Raw genomic sequence first — 15,567 nt, forward strand, 5'->3', positions numbered from 1 at the left:
TATCAGGGTCGGCAGTGGTGGCTCCTGCTCGAAGCGGGGCGCGTTGGCCAGGATCTTCTCCCACAGGACCTGGATGGCGGCCCGGCCGACCGTCTGGCTGCCAGGTGGGTAGGCCATGACCGCCTCCTCCTCGTAGAGCGCCGCGATTCCTGCGGCGTCTCCTTCGTTGGCGCGCTCCACGAACAGGCGGGTGAGGTCTTCTGGCCTTCTGGCCTTCTCTTTGTCTGACATAAAAACCCCTTCAACGCGAAGTCAGGAATTTTCACTCCCAGTGAACACGATCCCACGCTAGAAGTCCAACAGCTGTCAGTTCTTGGAGCTAGAATCTACAGATATGGAACTCAGGCAGCTAGAGTACTTCGTCGCGGTAGTCGAAGAGGCGAACTTCACGCGTGCGGCCGAGCGTGTGCACATCAGCCAATCGGGAGTCAGCGCCCAGATCCGGCAGCTCGAACACGAGCTGGGAGCCACCCTTCTCGACAGATCTGGCCGCCGGTGCACGGTGACCACCGCAGGCGCGGCTGCGCTCGAACACACCCGTGACGTGCTCGCGTCGGTCAGCGCTCTGCGGCAGGCGGTGGACGACGTGAAGGGCCTAGTTCGGGGACGGCTTGTTGTCGGCATGGTCACAGCCTGCACCATCACTCCGCTTTTCGACGCGCTCGCGTCGTTTCACATGGCCCATCCTGGCGTCGAGATTATGTTGTTCGAGGACAATTCTGACCGGCTCATCGAGAGCGTGCGGACCGGCGCAACTGACATGGCCCTCGTCGGCACGGACGACGCGCCATTGGTGGCTGTGGAAACCCTACCTATCGTCAGTGACCGGCTCATCGCGATCGTGCCGAACGATCATCCGCTTGCTCGACGCTCTGGGGTGTCCCTGACAAACATCGCAGCCTTCCCTCTCGTGTGTCTACCCTGTGGAACAGGGATCCGCACGGTCTTCGACCAGGCGTGTTCGGCCATGGGGGTAAAGCCGACCATCGCGCTCCAGGCGAGTGCCCCAGGTACCGTCGTAGATCTTGCCGCTCGTGGGCTTGGCGTCGCGATACTCAGCGAGTCGATGGCCGTCACCTCCCGTAGCGATCTGAGCATTTTGATTGTCGATGATATTTTTTCTCCCGCCGTGTTGGCTCTGATCTGGACGACCCGAAAAAGTCCCGCATTGCAGGAGCTCGTCCGGCACAGCTGCGCCGCATTCGATCAGTCTCCCCGGCAGGCCCGGTCAGACGGCGGCGAGTTCGGTGCACGCGGCTGCCAGCCGCAGGTGCGGGCCGGTGTCGATGGCGAATTCGTAGTGGCCGCGGCGGATGTTCTGGACCAGGGCATGTCCGGCGCTGACGGTCTGGACCGAGCGCAGCCGTTTCAGGTCGTGCATCGGCCGTAACCGGGCTTTCCACCGGCCGTGATCGGCTTCGGTCAGGTTGTTCTCCCGGGCGGCGTCGACGTGGCAGGTTTCGGGGAGGAGCTCGTCGAGGATCCTCGGGTAGACGGGTGCTTTGTCGGTGGTGACTTCCACCGGCCGGCGGCTGTGAGACAGTGCCCGGGCGAAGAACCTTCGGGCGGCGACCTGGTCGCGGCGGGTGCTGGCCAGGACGTCGATGACCTGGCCGTACTGGTCGACCGTCCGGTACAGGCACGACGCCGACTCATCACCTGATCATGGCCGATCGGCAGCCGCGGGACAGCGGACTCCGCCGATGCAACAGCGCCGCCCAGGCTGACTTCTGGCGCCCCACAGGATGCACCGGCCCGTGGCTCGAGGCGCAGGTCGGGGCCTCGGACTACCGAACGCGCCAGGCTCGGATCAACGACTTTGGAGGGCTCGGATTACCGAATTCAGACGCCTCGGATTTCCTAGTTGATGTATGGTGTCGGCGACGGCGGTCCGGTCTTCATCGACGAGTATCAGCGCGCTCCCGTCGTGCTCGACGCGATCAAGGCTGAACTCAACCGCGACCGGCAGACCCGGCCGGTTCGTGCTGACAGGTTCGGCGCGGCACGAGTCACTCCCGTCCATCTCGAGGGTGACACGGCGAACAGCTACCTGCGGTTACTGGAGGCGGTGTTCCTGCTCTACCGCCTGCCAGCGTGGGGCAGTTCGCTGACTGCCCGGTCCACCCGGTCGCCAAAGATCCACGTGCTGGACTCGGGGGTAGCCGCGCGCCTGCTCCGGCTCACGTCGGACAAACTCGCCGCCCGCAGCGCGGCGGCGCTGACCGAGTTCGACAACGCCTGATCTGCTTCTTGGTCAGGTCCGCGACGGGGCGATCAGGCCGTGCTGGCTGAAGCCGCGTCCACGGCGGGGCGTCGCCCGTTGTAGTGCCGTGCCTGCTCAGCCAAGACAACGCGCAGGTGCCACTCACCAAAGATCAACATCCGGTCGACGGCTCGGCCCGAACGGTTCGGACGAACCGTTTCGCGTACTCGTGCCGCAACGCCAGCAACTCGGTGTCCTTCGACCTCCCGCCAGCACCGCGCAGGTCGCCAACGTGAGCAGAACCGGTAGACAGGAGGAGATATCCTCACCAGGACCTACGGGCAGCTACTCAGCAAACTTGGCGGAACCCTGCCTGGGAGACCGACGCCACAAAACCACGGCAATCGAGATACCGGTGAGCGCGGTGGCCACGGCGAACTCCGACCCGGCGGTAGCCGGGCGGGCACGCAGGCAGTCCGCAGTAGGACGGCCCTCGGACGTCACCGTCGGCACGCCGACACCGGCATGTGACAGTTGCCACTTCGACTACCCAATGTAGTATCATTGATTCACCAACGGCATCCGTCGCAGTGCGCTGACCAGGAGCGACTTGGTCGCAACGCTACTCGACTGATGGTCGACAACCACTCTTCGCTCCCGCCTGGCGACCGCGGCCCTTGCTTGCCGTGACTCGTTAGACCAGGATGACGAACGTGGCCAGAACAAGGAAAACGGGGTGTGGTCCACGATGCACTTCAGGCTTGTAGCTATGTCGGCGACAACGAATACCACCTGTCGGTGACCCTAAGCACCAGGGGCTTGACCATATCCTCTATAGGCGAGAACGAGCTCCGCATCGGCGAACTGGTGTGGGCCTGCCCGACCCGGCGCCTCTTCACAGCGCAATTTCCCGGCACAGCAGCGGATCGTTTCTGGGTCGCTGGCAGGGGCGCTGCCTGCCAGGGCGCCTCGACGCTCAAGGCCGGCGACATGGCCGTGTCGCGATATGACGGCGTGGTCTTCGAGGTAACCAACGGATGGCGCCCGTTCCCGCTTTCGCAGCAAATTTTGATCTACTTTGACGGGTCGGGACTGCCAACCAGCGGTCCGTTAATCGGTAGCACTGCAGACGCCGGCGGCGGGCCCGCCCCCGCAGCAAACCGGCAACAGACAGATGAAAACCTCCCCGCGCGGCCCGTGCAGGGTCCTGCGCTCGAAGCACCCCGACACCGTCTACCAGGAGATCTGGGGCTACCCGCTCACCCACCACGCGATCGCCGCCCTGATCTGTCAGGCCGCGACCGCCGCCGGGCTCGACCCCGACCGGATCAGGTTCACGCGCACCGTCAGGATCATCCGGGACGGGTCGTCATCGACCCGGCTTTTCCCCGTGACCAGCGCACACACCCTCGACGAGATCGCCGCCGACATCATCCGGCCGACCCGGCTCAACATCCGCCGCGAACGCACCTACCCCCGCGTCGTCCGCCGCGCCCGCCACAACCAGTACACGGCCTCCACCACCCCGCCCCGCCCACGATCAGGCTCGCCAAGCCGGCGAAACCCCAGGTCACATCTTGATCGACTCAACGGACGTGGCACTGCCTCCAGGCGGCACGCTTCACTTATTCCCGCACCCGGCACTCACTCTCAGCGCTTCCCGCCGACTTCGCACCATACAGGGGCTATGCTCATAGGCGCTTATGGTTGCACCTTGCGAGGATGCTCGGGGAGCGAGTAATGCGGGACCCAATCCACCACAAACCGCACGCCACGGTTCCGCCGTTCGGGCATGTGAGGTACCCGCCCCTGCTCCCTAGCGCCGCAGCGTCGCCGCCAGCCCCACTCGACGCTATTTTCGAAATTCACCAGTTCTTTACCTTTGCCATCGCGAGTCCTGATCATCCCACGCAAGGGAACCGGACCTCCCGCAACACCTCTCCCCTCGCGCGCGCCTTTCCGGCGAGAACCACGGAGCCGCGCCTGACACGGAGCGCCCAGCGCGGCCTCGGCCGTCACCGCGACCGAGGCCGGCCAGCCGGCCCGGTCCGGCCGCACCCCGAGGAAGTATCCGCCCCGTGGACAACGGGAGCCATATTCGAGTTGTCTGACCGCGGTGGCCGTATGGGCGTTATTCAGGGACCCCAGCCGTTACATACGCCCGTAGATGCGGCCGGTCAATGTTCCCGTGAGCTCGAGACCCAGGGAAGAAGCCATGATCAAATTTCGCATGCTCGGTCCGCTGGAGGTTGTTCGCGAAAACGATCGAGCCATTCTCGGCGGCGTCAAACAGCGCGCACTTCTTGGCCGCCTCCTACTCGAACCGAACCAGGTGGTCGCGGCCAGTCGGCTGGTAGATTCTCTATGGTCCGAGGACGACCCACCCACCACCGCCAGAAAGATTCTGCAGAACTCGGTCTGCTCCCTCAGATCCGTCCTCAGTACGCTGCGTGTACACACTTCCCTTCCAGTCCTCGTCACGCAGCCCCCTGGCTACATGCTGAGCGTCGACGAGGCGATGGTCGATCTTCACGTCTTCTATCGCCAACTGGAGACCGGCCGCAAGAACATGACGAACGGTCTGGCAGCCGATGCTGCCGTCATCCTGCGTGAAGCGCTGGGCCTGTGGCGTGGTGACGTGCTGGCCGACCTCGCGGAGGCGGGCATCGTCTGGCCGGAGTCGAGTATCGCCAGGAACTCGCGGACCGACGCCCAGGAGCTGTACCTCGAGGCCAAGATCGAGTGCGGGCACCACCGAGAAGTCATCGGTGATCTTGAGAAGCTGATCCAGACCGAACCCCTGCGGGAACGAGCTCGTGGGCTGCTCATGCTGGCCCTGTACCGCTCCGGCCGCCAGACCGAGGCCTTGAATCTCTATAACAGAACGCATTCCAACCTGGTGGAGAAGTTTGGGTTAGAGCCCGGGCCGTGGCTGCGATACCTCCAGAAGCGCATCCTGTCGCAGGATCCGACGCTCGACGACTTCCCGCAGTCGACGATGGTGGGTGACACTCCCGACCGCGCCACGCGTCCGATCGACCTGAGCTCACTTATCACGTCAGTTCCGCGTCCCAGCGAGGGCGATGCCGACCAAGACCTCCCGAACGCACCGAACTGGCTGGGGTCCACGGCGCCCTTCCCGACCCTGTCGCCCCGGCGTGAGGCAACCATCATGATCGTGCGGGCGCATGTCGGAGGCGGGGTGGGCGTGACCCGCCCCGACCGTGCCGACGAGCTCCCCGACGGAATCCACACCCTGGTGAGGACGGGAGTCGAGTGCTGCGGTGGATCAGTGCTGGCGTCCGTGGGTTCCGCGACGATCGCTCTTTTCAACCTCGACGACCCGAAGGAGAACGCCCTTCGAGCCACGCGTCTCGCGCTTCTCCTGCGAGACAGCCTCGATGTCTCGGACGAGGACAGGCAAGGGCTCACCATCCGGGCCCTGGTGGCGACAGGCGATCTGCAGTGGCATTCCAGCTCCTCACAACGGTGGAGCCAGGCAGCAGCCAACAGCACGCTTCTGGACCAGTGCTGGGAAACGTTTCCGCTGGTGCCGGTGGGCATGATCTGGGTATCCGATCGAACGCGGATACTGACCGCGGGCCAGGTATCCTACCTGACGATGGCCGCGGGGAGACTGCCATACTGGGTCGCCGAGATGAGCTCGGTGAGCTACCCGGTCGACACCAGGCCGTTCATGGACCGAGAACATGAGATGGAGATCCTACGAAAGACGTTCGAACGGGTCGAACGCCGTGGCATCCCGCATCTCGTGACCATACTCGGCAAGCACGGGACGGGGAAAAGTCGCCTGATGATGGAATTCTGCGATCTACTCATGGAAACAGCGCAGGCGACACCGCTGGTCCTGAGATACCGGATGAGTAGGTCAGCGAATGTCAACCCGTCCAGGATCGTCAACGATCTTCGGTCGATGCACCACCACCTCGACCCCATCGGACGGTCCGAGGCGCCCGATAGCAACAGCCCGGAGGCGGGGGGCCAGGCCCCTGACGCGGAGAGTCTCGTGCACGAGATCAGCCGGAAGAGGCCGGTGGTCGTAGCGATAGACGATCTTCATTTCGCCGATGAGGCGACTCTCGGCTTCTTCGAAAGCCTCGGGTCACATAGGAGGACCGGCAGCCTGTTGGTCGTCGCCTGCGCGAGCGATCACTTCCACCACCGGTTCCCCCAATGGGGCCTGATTCAGCCCAACAGTACTCGGATCCTGCTTGAACCACTGTCAGCGGACGCCGTTTCCCAGCTTTTCAAGAACTTGGCCGATGGGATCGGCAACTGCATTTCCGATTCAACCTGGCGGATCTTCCACCGCATCTTCGGCTCCCCCGACTCCGCGTCCGCGAGACGGGCGCGCCTGCTCCGGGCGTTGCCGCTCGTCGTCGGCACCAGCTCGTTTCCTGGCGATCACGCTGTCACCGACACCGTGGAGGAGCGAGATCCTGCTGGGCCATCCGCGTCGCAAACAGGTTGGCGGGACGAAGCAGGCTCGAACCCTGGGCGGGCTGTGGCCAGGCATGCAGAGAGGCCTTCCAAGATCGAGTGTGAGACCGAACCCGGGAAGGCAGCCCCTCCTCGTCTAGTGTCCTGAGTCCGCTAGTTCGCTCGCAGTAGGCGGCGAGGGTTTCGAGGATCTTGTCGGCGGTCTTCGTCAGCGCTCCACGAGGTTCATCCACGACGGCGAGGTGGGGGTGAAGGGCAGGTGGAACCGCGGGTGGCGCAGGAGCCAGTTCTTCACGGCCGGGGTCTTGTGGGTGGCGTAGTTGTCCAGGATCAGGTGCAGGTCGTACGCCTCGGGTACCGAGGAGTCGATCAGTTTTGAGGAAGCGGAGGAACTCCTGGTGGCGGTGGCGCCGGCGGCCGTCCCGGCCACGGTTCGCCACTCAGCCCTTCCAACCGGTCGACGGCGAACCGGTTCCGCCACTTCGCCACCGCCACCACCACCGTGATCTGCCCGTTCGTCCCGCCGTCTGCGCACGCCAGCACGATCTGTCAACGCCAACGCCAACGCTGTCTTCGGACGCCGGACCCAGCCAGTCGATCTACATGCGAACCAAAGGCTCAGAACACTAGTACCCGTGAAAGAAGCCATACAGGCGGCTGATACGACCGTTCTCGACCAGCGCGACGTCGAACCCGCTCACCACCGGGGCACCGCCCGGGGGGCCGACCTCCCACGAGAAGTGAGCGGCGTCGTGGTGGGCCAGAACCGTGCCATGCGTGAAGAGCATTCCCGCGAAATTCCGCCGGGCGTCGGCGATGTAGCCGCCGATAGCCGCCACCCCGTCGGCGACGATGTTGGGGTCGACATAGACGGCGTTCGGGACAAAAACGTCGGCGACCAGTACCTGCAGGGCCGCGTCATCCGTCTCGTTCCAAACACTGATGTACCTGTCGACCAGGCGAACAACAGAGTTCTTGTCCATGACAGAAACCCTATCAGCCGAATATCCCGCGGACAGCATTGCCGCCGATATCGGCGTGGTGGGCATCGACGGCATGCCCACCACGCCCTTACCCGGAGCCTCGGCCCCGTGGTTCTCCGGTTCTACTCAAGCTCGTCGACGAGGGCGAACAGTTCCTCGTCCGCCACGTCCTCCAGATCCCGGTCGAACTGTTCGTCGACGGTCACCGCCGCCGGCCCACCGCCGAGTATCTGGTGAAGCCGCGCCACCGCCTCCTCGGAGAGTCCTCCCTGCAACATCAGGGCCTCCACCTGGTCCAGGAGGGGCGAGAGCTGTTTAGCGGCCACCAGTTCGCGCACTTTCTCAGCCAGTGCCGCCGGGGTTGGATAGTCGAACACCAGAGTGCTCGGCAGGCGTTCGTCGGCTGCCGCGGCGAGCCGGTTACGCAGCTCGACCGCGGTCAGCGAGTCGAAGCCGAGTTCTGTGAACGAGGCGTCGCCCACGATCGCGGCCACGTCGTCGTGCCCCAGAACGGCGGCCACCTCACGACGGACCAGGTCGAACACGGCGCCCGGCTGTTCCCAGCGGAGACCGGTCCCGGCGGGCGCGGGTTGCCGCCGGCCGGACCCCGGTGGCACCGCCCGTCGGGGACGGGGCGCAAGGTCGCGCAGCACCGGCAGCGGGTTCGGGGACGCGCCGAGTGCGGCCCGGTCGATCCCGGTCACGGCGAACACCGGCTCACCCGGGAGTTCTGGCGCGGCGAACATCGAAGTGACCAGGTCGAAAGCCGCCAAGGCCTCAGATGAGCCGATCGGGCGCAGTCCGAGCGCGGAGATCCGGCCGCGGTCGGTCCCGGAGAGCGCCTCCCCCATCCCGGTCTCCCACGGACCCCAGGCCAGCGACACCGTCGGCAGGCCACGGACGAGGCGGTACTCGGCGAGGCGGTCCAGGAAGCTGTTCCCCGCCGCGTAGTTCGCCTGCCCGGCGGTGCCGAGGAGCCCGGCGATCGAGGAGTACAGCACCACAGGCCTGGCCCCGGCCAGTTCGTGCAGGTGCCAGGCGGCATCGATCTTGGGTCGGAGCACTGCGTCGATCTGCTCGGCGGTGAGCCCTTCGACAGTTCCGTCATCCAGTATCCCGGCGGCGTGGACGAAGGCGACCGGTAGGTGGCGTTGGACAAGATCGGCGAGCGCATCACGGTCCGTGACGTCGCAGGCGGCCGTGATGATCTCGACCTCGCCCACGGCGTCATCGATCCGCACCGCGGCACCGCTCCGGCTGACCAGCAGCAGCGAACGCGCGCCGTGTCGCTGCACCAGGTGCGCGGCCAGCGCGGTGCCCAGCGCTCCACTCGCCCCGGTGATCATCACGGTGCCCGTTACCCAGACAGGAGTAGGACTCTCCGGTCCCCGCGGGTCCTCCCGCGCCAGGTGTCCCGCGGCTGGTCCGCCCACCCGCCCATGGCGGAGCAGCCTCGGGACGAGCACCTCCCCGCCACGGATCCGAACCTGTGGCTCATCCCCGTGACCGCTGCCGGCCACCAGTGTCCTGACCGCCTCCCGAACATCGGCGGTGCCGTCCCAGTCCGGGCTGTCCACCAGGAGGAACCGGCCGGGATGCTCGGTGGCGGCGCTGAGGACCAGGCCCCGGACAGCGGCATGGGCAAGATCCGCCCCGACGACGACGGCGAGTCGTCCGACGCTGTCGGCGTCCAGCCAGGCACGCAGCACGCCCAGGGTGTGGTGGACGGCATGCCGGGCGCGGCGCGGCAGATCGCCTTCACCGGAGTCGACCTGGACCACGTCGAGCGCGGTGCCGTCGCCCGGCTCGGCGACGGGCCCCCGCTCGACATCCAGTGCGCGCCACACGGGGACATACACCAGATCCTCGCCGGTCGGGGTACCAGCCGGCGGCCGCAGCACGAGTTCGTCCACCTCGACCACGACCTGGCCGTCATCATCGGTCACCAGCAGGCGCACTGCGTCCGCACCCGTCGGGGTGATCCGGGCACGCAGCACCATCCCGCCCGCCCTCGCGGTCCCGGGATGGAAGCGCACTCCGGCCCAGGCGAAGGGCAGGGTGGCGGGCCGGTCACCAGCGACCTCGGGCAGCAGCGCGTGCAGGACCGCGTCCAGCGACGCTGGGTGCACCGCGAACTCCGCGGCGGATCCGACCAGTTCCGGTGGCGTCCCGGTCTCGACGAACAGCTCCCCCTCATGCCGCCACAGACGCCGCAGCCCCTGGAAGGCAGGACCGTACTGGTAGCCGTGTGCCGCAACCCGCTCGTACATCCCAGAAAGATCGATCTCCGTCATGCTCTGCGGCCAGGGCTCCGGTTCCACCGCGGCCGGATGGCGTTCGGTGTCGAGGGTGCCGGTGGCGTGTCTGACCCAGGGAAGGTCGCCGCTCTCGGTGCCCTCGGCCCGGGAGAAGATCGTGATGTCGGCGCCGTCGATGGCCAGCTGGATCGTGAGCGCGCCAGCCTCCGGCAGGATCATCGGCTCGACGATGGTCAGCTGCGCTGTCGCCCCGACCGAGGCGGCGAGGTCGACCAGCACGGTAGCCGGCACCATAACGTCCCCCTGCATCCGATGGTCGGCCAGCCACGGGTGCGTGGACAGGGACAGCCGGCCGGTCAGCACGGTGGCGTCCCCTCCCCGCGCGCCGTCCCGGGCGAGATCGACCGCCGCGCCCAGCAGTGGGTGCCCTCCCGGACGCAGACCAGCGCCGGACACGGTGGGCCGGCCGACGGGGTCCAGCCAGAACCGCCTGCGTTGGAACGCGTACGTGGGAACGTCGACAGGCTCGGCGCCAGGGAACACCGCGTGCCAGTCGACATCGACGCCCCTGGTGAACAGGCTGCCCAGGGCGGCAACGACGGTGTCCGTCTCTGCTCGGCCCGCCCGCCTCAGCGGCACGGCGGCAGGAAGGTCAGCCGCATCACCGTGCGCACCGGAGGCGATCATTCCGGTGAGTACCGCGTCGGGGCCCACCTCCACCACCGTGCGCACACCTTCGTTGTGCGCGGCGCGTATCGCCTCGTGGAACCGGACCGTCGCCCTGACCTGGTTCACCCAGTACTCGGGATCGGTCCATCCGTCGCCCCGTTCCCCGGTGACCGTGGATATCACCGGGATCGTCGGGGCCGAGTAGACGATGTCCCTGGCGACCGCCCGGAAGTCGTCCAGCATCGGTTCCATCAGCGGCGAATGAAACGCGTGGCTGACCGGGAGCCGTTTGGTGCGCCTGCTCTGACGGGTGAACTCCTCCGCCACGAAATCCAGCACCGCCGCCTCGACACCGGACAGCACGATGGAGGTCGGGCCGTTGACCGCGGCGATCGCCACCCCTGACGGCAGGCTTCGGGCCTCCAGCTCACCGACACCCGCCTCGACCGCGACCATCGCCCCACCGCCGGGCAGGGCCTGCATAAGACCGCCGCGGGCGGCGACCAGCCGGGCGGCGGCGGGCAGCGACAGCACCCCCGCGACGTGCGCGGCGGCCAGCTCGCCGATCGAGTGCCCGAGGACCAGGTCCGGCACGACTCCCCAGGACTCCATCAGGCGGAACAGCGCCACCTCGACGGCGAACAACGCGGGCTGCGCCACACCGGTCTCGTCCAGCCGTTCCCCGGTGACGATCGCGTTCTGGACATCCGCGCGCAGCGAGGCGTCGAAGTGCGCGCAGACCGCGTCGAAGGCTGCCGCGTAGACCGGATACGTAGCGGTCAGTTCGATCCCCATGCCGAGGCGCTGCGCGCCCTGCCCGGTGAACGCGAAGGCTAGCCGACCGTTCTCCACCCGCGTCGGGACCGCGTCGCGCAGTGCTCGTGGGCTGGTCGCCGCGATCCGATACGGCATCGCGGAGCGGGTGGCCAGGGTGAACGACTCGTTCACGGTGGACAGGGCGGCCACTCGTTCCGCCTGGTCGGCGAGGGCCCGCGGGGTACGCGCGGACAGTACCCACGGAAGCGGGGACACCGCGCGAGCCACCGGGCCCGGAGCCACCGCCGCCGCTGCCATCTCCGCCGTTTCCTCCGCCTCCTCGATGATCACGTGCGCGTTGGTGCCCCCGAACCCGAAGGAGGAGACACCCGCTCGGCGGGGGCGGTCCGCCCGCGGCCACGGGCGGGCCGAGGTCAGCAGTTCGACCACACCCCGCGACCAGTCGACGTGCCGTGACGGGGTGCCGACGTGCAGGGTGGCTGGCGCGACCGCGTGCCGCATGGCCTGAACGACCTTGATGATCCCTCCGACGCCAGCCGCCGCCTGGGTGTGACCGATGTTCGACTTCAGAGAGCCCAGCAGCACCGGATGCTCGCGCTCGCGCCCGTAGATCGCGATGATGGCCTGCGCCTCGATCGGGTCGCCCAGCTTCGTTCCGGTACCGTGCGCCTCCACCAGGTCGACCTCGGACGGGGCGAGCCCGGCGGCGTCGAGCGCGGCCTGGATCACCCGTTCCTGGGCAGGGCCGTTCGGTGCGGTCAGCCCGTTGGACGCGCCGTCGGAGTTCACCGCCGATCCACGGACCACGGCGAGCACCCGGTGACCGTTGCGCCTCGCCGCCGACAGGCGTTCCAGCAGCAGCACTCCTGAGCCCTCAGCCCACGCGGTGCCGTCGGCGTCGTCGGAGAACGACCTGCACCGGCCGTCCTCGGCCAGTCCACGCAGACGGGAGAACTCCACGAACGCCGTCGGCGTGGACATCACCGTGGTGCCACCCGCCACCGCCAGGTCGCACTCCCCGCGGCGCAACGCGTTCGCGGCCAGGTGCACAGCGACCAGCGAGGACGAACAGGCGGTGTCCACGGTGAGGGTCGGCCCTTCGAAGCCGAAGGTGAAGGCGAGCCTCCCGGAGGCGATGCTGCCCGCGCTGCCGCTGTACAGGTATCCCTGGACATCGTCGGGCGGCAGGTCCGGTCGGGATCCGTAGTCGCTGTACATGACGCCGACGAACACACCGGTCCGGCTGCCGCGCAGGAGCTGCGGGTCCAGGCCGGCGTTCTCCAGCGCCTCCCAGGTGGTCTCCAGCATCAGCCGCTGCTGCGGGTCGGTGGCCAGGGCCTCCCTCGGCGACAGGCCGAAGAACTCGGCGTCGAACAGGTCCGCGTCGTGCAGGAACCCGCCCCGGGCGGTGATCGAGGTGCCGGGATGGTCCGGGTCGGGATGCCACAGATCGCGCGGCCAGCCCCGGTTCATCGGGAACTCCGAGGTGGCGTCGCGGCCGTCGGCGACCAGGTCCCACAGGTCCTGCGGTGAGGCGACCTCACCCGGATACCGGCAGGCCATCCCCACGATCGCGATCGGCTCGTCCGCGCCGCCCTCACCCGTGCCGGAACGGTTCCGGAGCTGCACCGTGCCCGAGGACGAGGCCGGTGACGCTCCCTCCGCGGCGGCCAGGTTCCGCAGGTGATCGGTCAGGGCGGCCGGGCTGGGGTAGTCGAACGCCACGGTCGCCGACAGCTTCCGGCCGATCGCGGCACCGAGTCGGTTGCGCAGTTCGACCCCGGTGAGCGAGTCGAAACCGAGTTCGCTGAAGGTGCGGTTCTCCTCCACCTCGGTGGGATCGTCATGGCCCAGGACCGCCGCGACGTGCTCGCGGACAACGGCCCGCAGGTCGGCGACATCAAGCTCCGCAGCGGACGGGGTGTGCGCTTCCGTCTGGTCGGTCTGACCGTTCCCCCAACTGGCCGGTGTCGTCGCCGCGGCCGGTCCGGCCAGGTCCCGCACAAGTGCGGGCAGGTCCGTCCCACGACGGAGGACAGATCGGTCGAACCGGGTCAGGGCGACGACCGCGGAACTGGCGTCAGCAGCGGAGAGCGTGTCGAGGGCCGCGTCGAACAGGTAGAGCGCCTCGGCGGTGTCGAGAGGAAGCAGACCCGAACGGGCCAGTCGACGACGGTCGACCTCGGTCAGCCGCTCGGAGACACCACTGGTCTGCGCCCACAGGCCCCAGGCAAGGGAGACCGCGGGCTGACCGAGCCCACGGCGGTGCTCCGCCAAGGCGTCCAGGAAGGTGTTGGCTGCCGCGTAGTTCGCCTGGCCCGCCGTACCGACCAACCCGGCGACCGAGGAGTACAGGACCAGAGGTCTGTCACCCGCCAGTTCGTGCAGGTGCCACCCAGCGTCCACCTTCGGGCGCAGCACCGTGTCGACCTGTTCGGCCGTGAGTCCGGTCAGGGTCGCGTCGGCGACAACGCCTGCCGTGTGCACCACCGTCGCCGGACTGTGCTCGGCGAACACCCGTTCCAGGGCTCGCCGGTCGGTCACGTCGGCGGCCACCAGCGTCACCCGCGCGCCGAGGCCGACCAGCTCGGCCTGAAGCCCGGCGGCGCCCGGCGCGTCCATGCCCCGGCGGCTGACCAGCACGAGGCTGGTCGCCCCGTGCCTGGTGACCAGGTGTCTGGCCAGCACCTGGCCCAGCGTTCCGGTCGCTCCGATGATCAGCACCGGACCGGCGGCCCAGTCCACCCCGGTCCCCGGGCCGCCCGCCGGCGCACCGGCCGCCGCGGTCAGCCGTGGTACCAGAATCCTGCCGTCCCGAATCGCCAGCTCCGGCTCCAGGACACGACGAGCGATGGTCAGCTGCTCCTCGGTGGTCGACTCGTCGGCTTCGATCAGCACCAGCTGACCCGGGTACTCCGACTGGGCGCTGCGGATCAGTCCCCGGACCGGGGCGTTCGACAAGTCCGGGGTGATCACGAACGCATGGCGCACCGGACTGTCGGCGGTCAGGATCTCCCTGAGTTCCTCCAGAACGGCGTGAACCAAGGCCCTCGCCATCGCCGGGACATCCGCCGCCGCCGACGACAACGACGAGACGTCGCGTTCGGGCGACCGCTCCAGGAGCGAGCCGGCCGGCAGCCGATGCAGGACAGCGGGTGCAACGGAGTCGTCGGGACCCACAGCATCCCGCCAGACCACGGTATGCATTCCCGGTCGTGGCGCGTGACCGCCCTCGATGGGCAGCAGCGCGAGTTCGTCCACCGTCAGCACCGGGCGGCCGTCGCCGTCGTGGGCGACCAGGCTCGCGCTGTTCCCCCGCCGGGAGACCCGCGCGGTCAGCGCCGTCGCGCCGGTCGCGTGGCGGCTGACTCCCGCCCAGGAGAACGGCAGAACCGGTTCGACGTCGGAACTGACCACGCCGGGAAGCAGAACATGCATGACCGCGTCAAGGAGCGCCGGGTGCACCCCGAACCGACCCGCCTCGGCATGGTGTCGGCGCGGCAGCTCCACTTCGACGAACAGGTTCTCCCCGTCGTGGTGCACCGCCCGCAGTCCCTGGAACGCCGGGCCGTAGTGGTATCCCTGGTCGGCCAGCCGCTGGTAGACCCCGGTCAGATCGACCTCGGTGCCGACACGCTCGGGCGCGGCAGGCGACGACTGCCACTCGGGAACGAGAACCCCGCGGGCATGCTGGCGCCACCCGGTCGACTCGCCGGTCCCGGCGGGGCCCGGCCTGGAGTGGATCAGTACCGAACGGCTGCCGTCCGGCCCCGGGGGGTCGACCCGGACCTGGAGCTCGACCGCCGCGTCCTCGGGCACGACCAGCGGCGTGGTGATCATGAGTTCGGCGACGGCCGGGCAGCCCACCCGCTCCCCGGCGTACAACGCCATATCCAGCACCGCCGTGCCGGGAACGACGACCTCGTCACGGATCCGGTGGTCAGCGGTCCAGCCGGTCGCGGTGATCTCACCGGTCAGCAGGGTCGCGCCGTCGACGAGGCCGACCACGGTGTCGAGCAGGGGGTGCCCGGCGGAGGGGGTCTCCAGCCAGTACCGGCGGTGCTGGAAGGGGTACCTCGGCAGCGAGACCATCCTCGTCGCCGGCAGCAGCAGCGCGGACCAGTCGACCGGCACGCCCCGGACATGGAGGGCGCCGAGGGCCGCGAACGCCGCCTCCACATCGCCTCGCCCGGAACGCAGCATCGGCACCGCGACC

General features: G+C 68.1%; 6 protein-coding genes and 3 pseudogenes. 3 read left to right on the top strand and 6 right to left on the bottom strand.

Annotation, left to right across the window (positions count from 1 at the left end):
* Window positions 1–231 (bottom strand): YybH family protein (locus AC08OV_RS17160; protein WP_476619936.1); only part of this gene is annotated, 231 nt, incomplete at its 3' end.
* A 103-nt stretch (window positions 232–334) separates the two neighbouring features.
* Between AC08OV_RS17160 and AC08OV_RS17165 the strand changes: the two are divergent.
* Window positions 335–1,177, top strand: a pseudogene (locus AC08OV_RS17165) (LysR family transcriptional regulator); the annotation flags it as partial.
* A 51-nt stretch (window positions 1,178–1,228) separates the two neighbouring features.
* Here the strand turns inward: AC08OV_RS17165 and AC08OV_RS17170 are convergent.
* Window positions 1,229–1,639: pseudogene (locus AC08OV_RS17170) on the bottom strand (DDE-type integrase/transposase/recombinase); the annotation flags it as partial.
* A gap of 228 nt (window positions 1,640–1,867) precedes the next feature.
* Here AC08OV_RS17170 and AC08OV_RS17175 point away from each other — a divergent pair.
* Window positions 1,868–2,242, top strand: coding sequence for a DUF4143 domain-containing protein (locus AC08OV_RS17175; protein ID WP_462189317.1), 375 nt, complete (start codon window positions 1,868–1,870; stop codon window positions 2,240–2,242).
* Between the two features lie 1,251 nt (window positions 2,243–3,493).
* Here the strand turns inward: AC08OV_RS17175 and AC08OV_RS17180 are convergent.
* Complete coding sequence (locus AC08OV_RS17180; protein WP_476615079.1) at window positions 3,494–3,658, bottom strand: hypothetical protein; 165 nt, start codon at window positions 3,656–3,658, stop codon at window positions 3,494–3,496.
* Between the two features lie 712 nt (window positions 3,659–4,370).
* Between AC08OV_RS17180 and AC08OV_RS17185 the strand changes: the two genes are divergently transcribed.
* Complete coding sequence (locus AC08OV_RS17185; RefSeq protein WP_476619937.1) at window positions 4,371–6,812, top strand: AfsR/SARP family transcriptional regulator; 2,442 nt, start codon at window positions 4,371–4,373, stop codon at window positions 6,810–6,812.
* Window positions 6,813–6,875: 63 nt separating this feature from the next.
* On the opposite strand, the pseudogene AC08OV_RS17190 reads toward AC08OV_RS17185, so the two are convergent.
* The 3 genes and pseudogenes from AC08OV_RS17190 to AC08OV_RS17200 all read right to left on the bottom strand — a co-directional run.
* Window positions 6,876–7,074, bottom strand: a pseudogene (locus AC08OV_RS17190) (transposase); the annotation flags it as partial.
* Between the two features lie 216 nt (window positions 7,075–7,290).
* The gene (locus AC08OV_RS17195; RefSeq protein WP_476619938.1) at window positions 7,291–7,647 is read right to left on the bottom strand and encodes a nuclear transport factor 2 family protein; all 357 of its coding nucleotides are present in this window, start codon (window positions 7,645–7,647) and stop codon (window positions 7,291–7,293) included.
* Between the two features lie 122 nt (window positions 7,648–7,769).
* Complete coding sequence (locus AC08OV_RS17200) at window positions 7,770–15,554, bottom strand: SDR family NAD(P)-dependent oxidoreductase (protein WP_476619940.1); 7,785 nt, start codon at window positions 15,552–15,554, stop codon at window positions 7,770–7,772.
* Window positions 15,555–15,567 lie beyond the last annotated feature (13 nt).

The organism is Frankia sp. CeTa3Moorea (assembly GCF_978021225.1).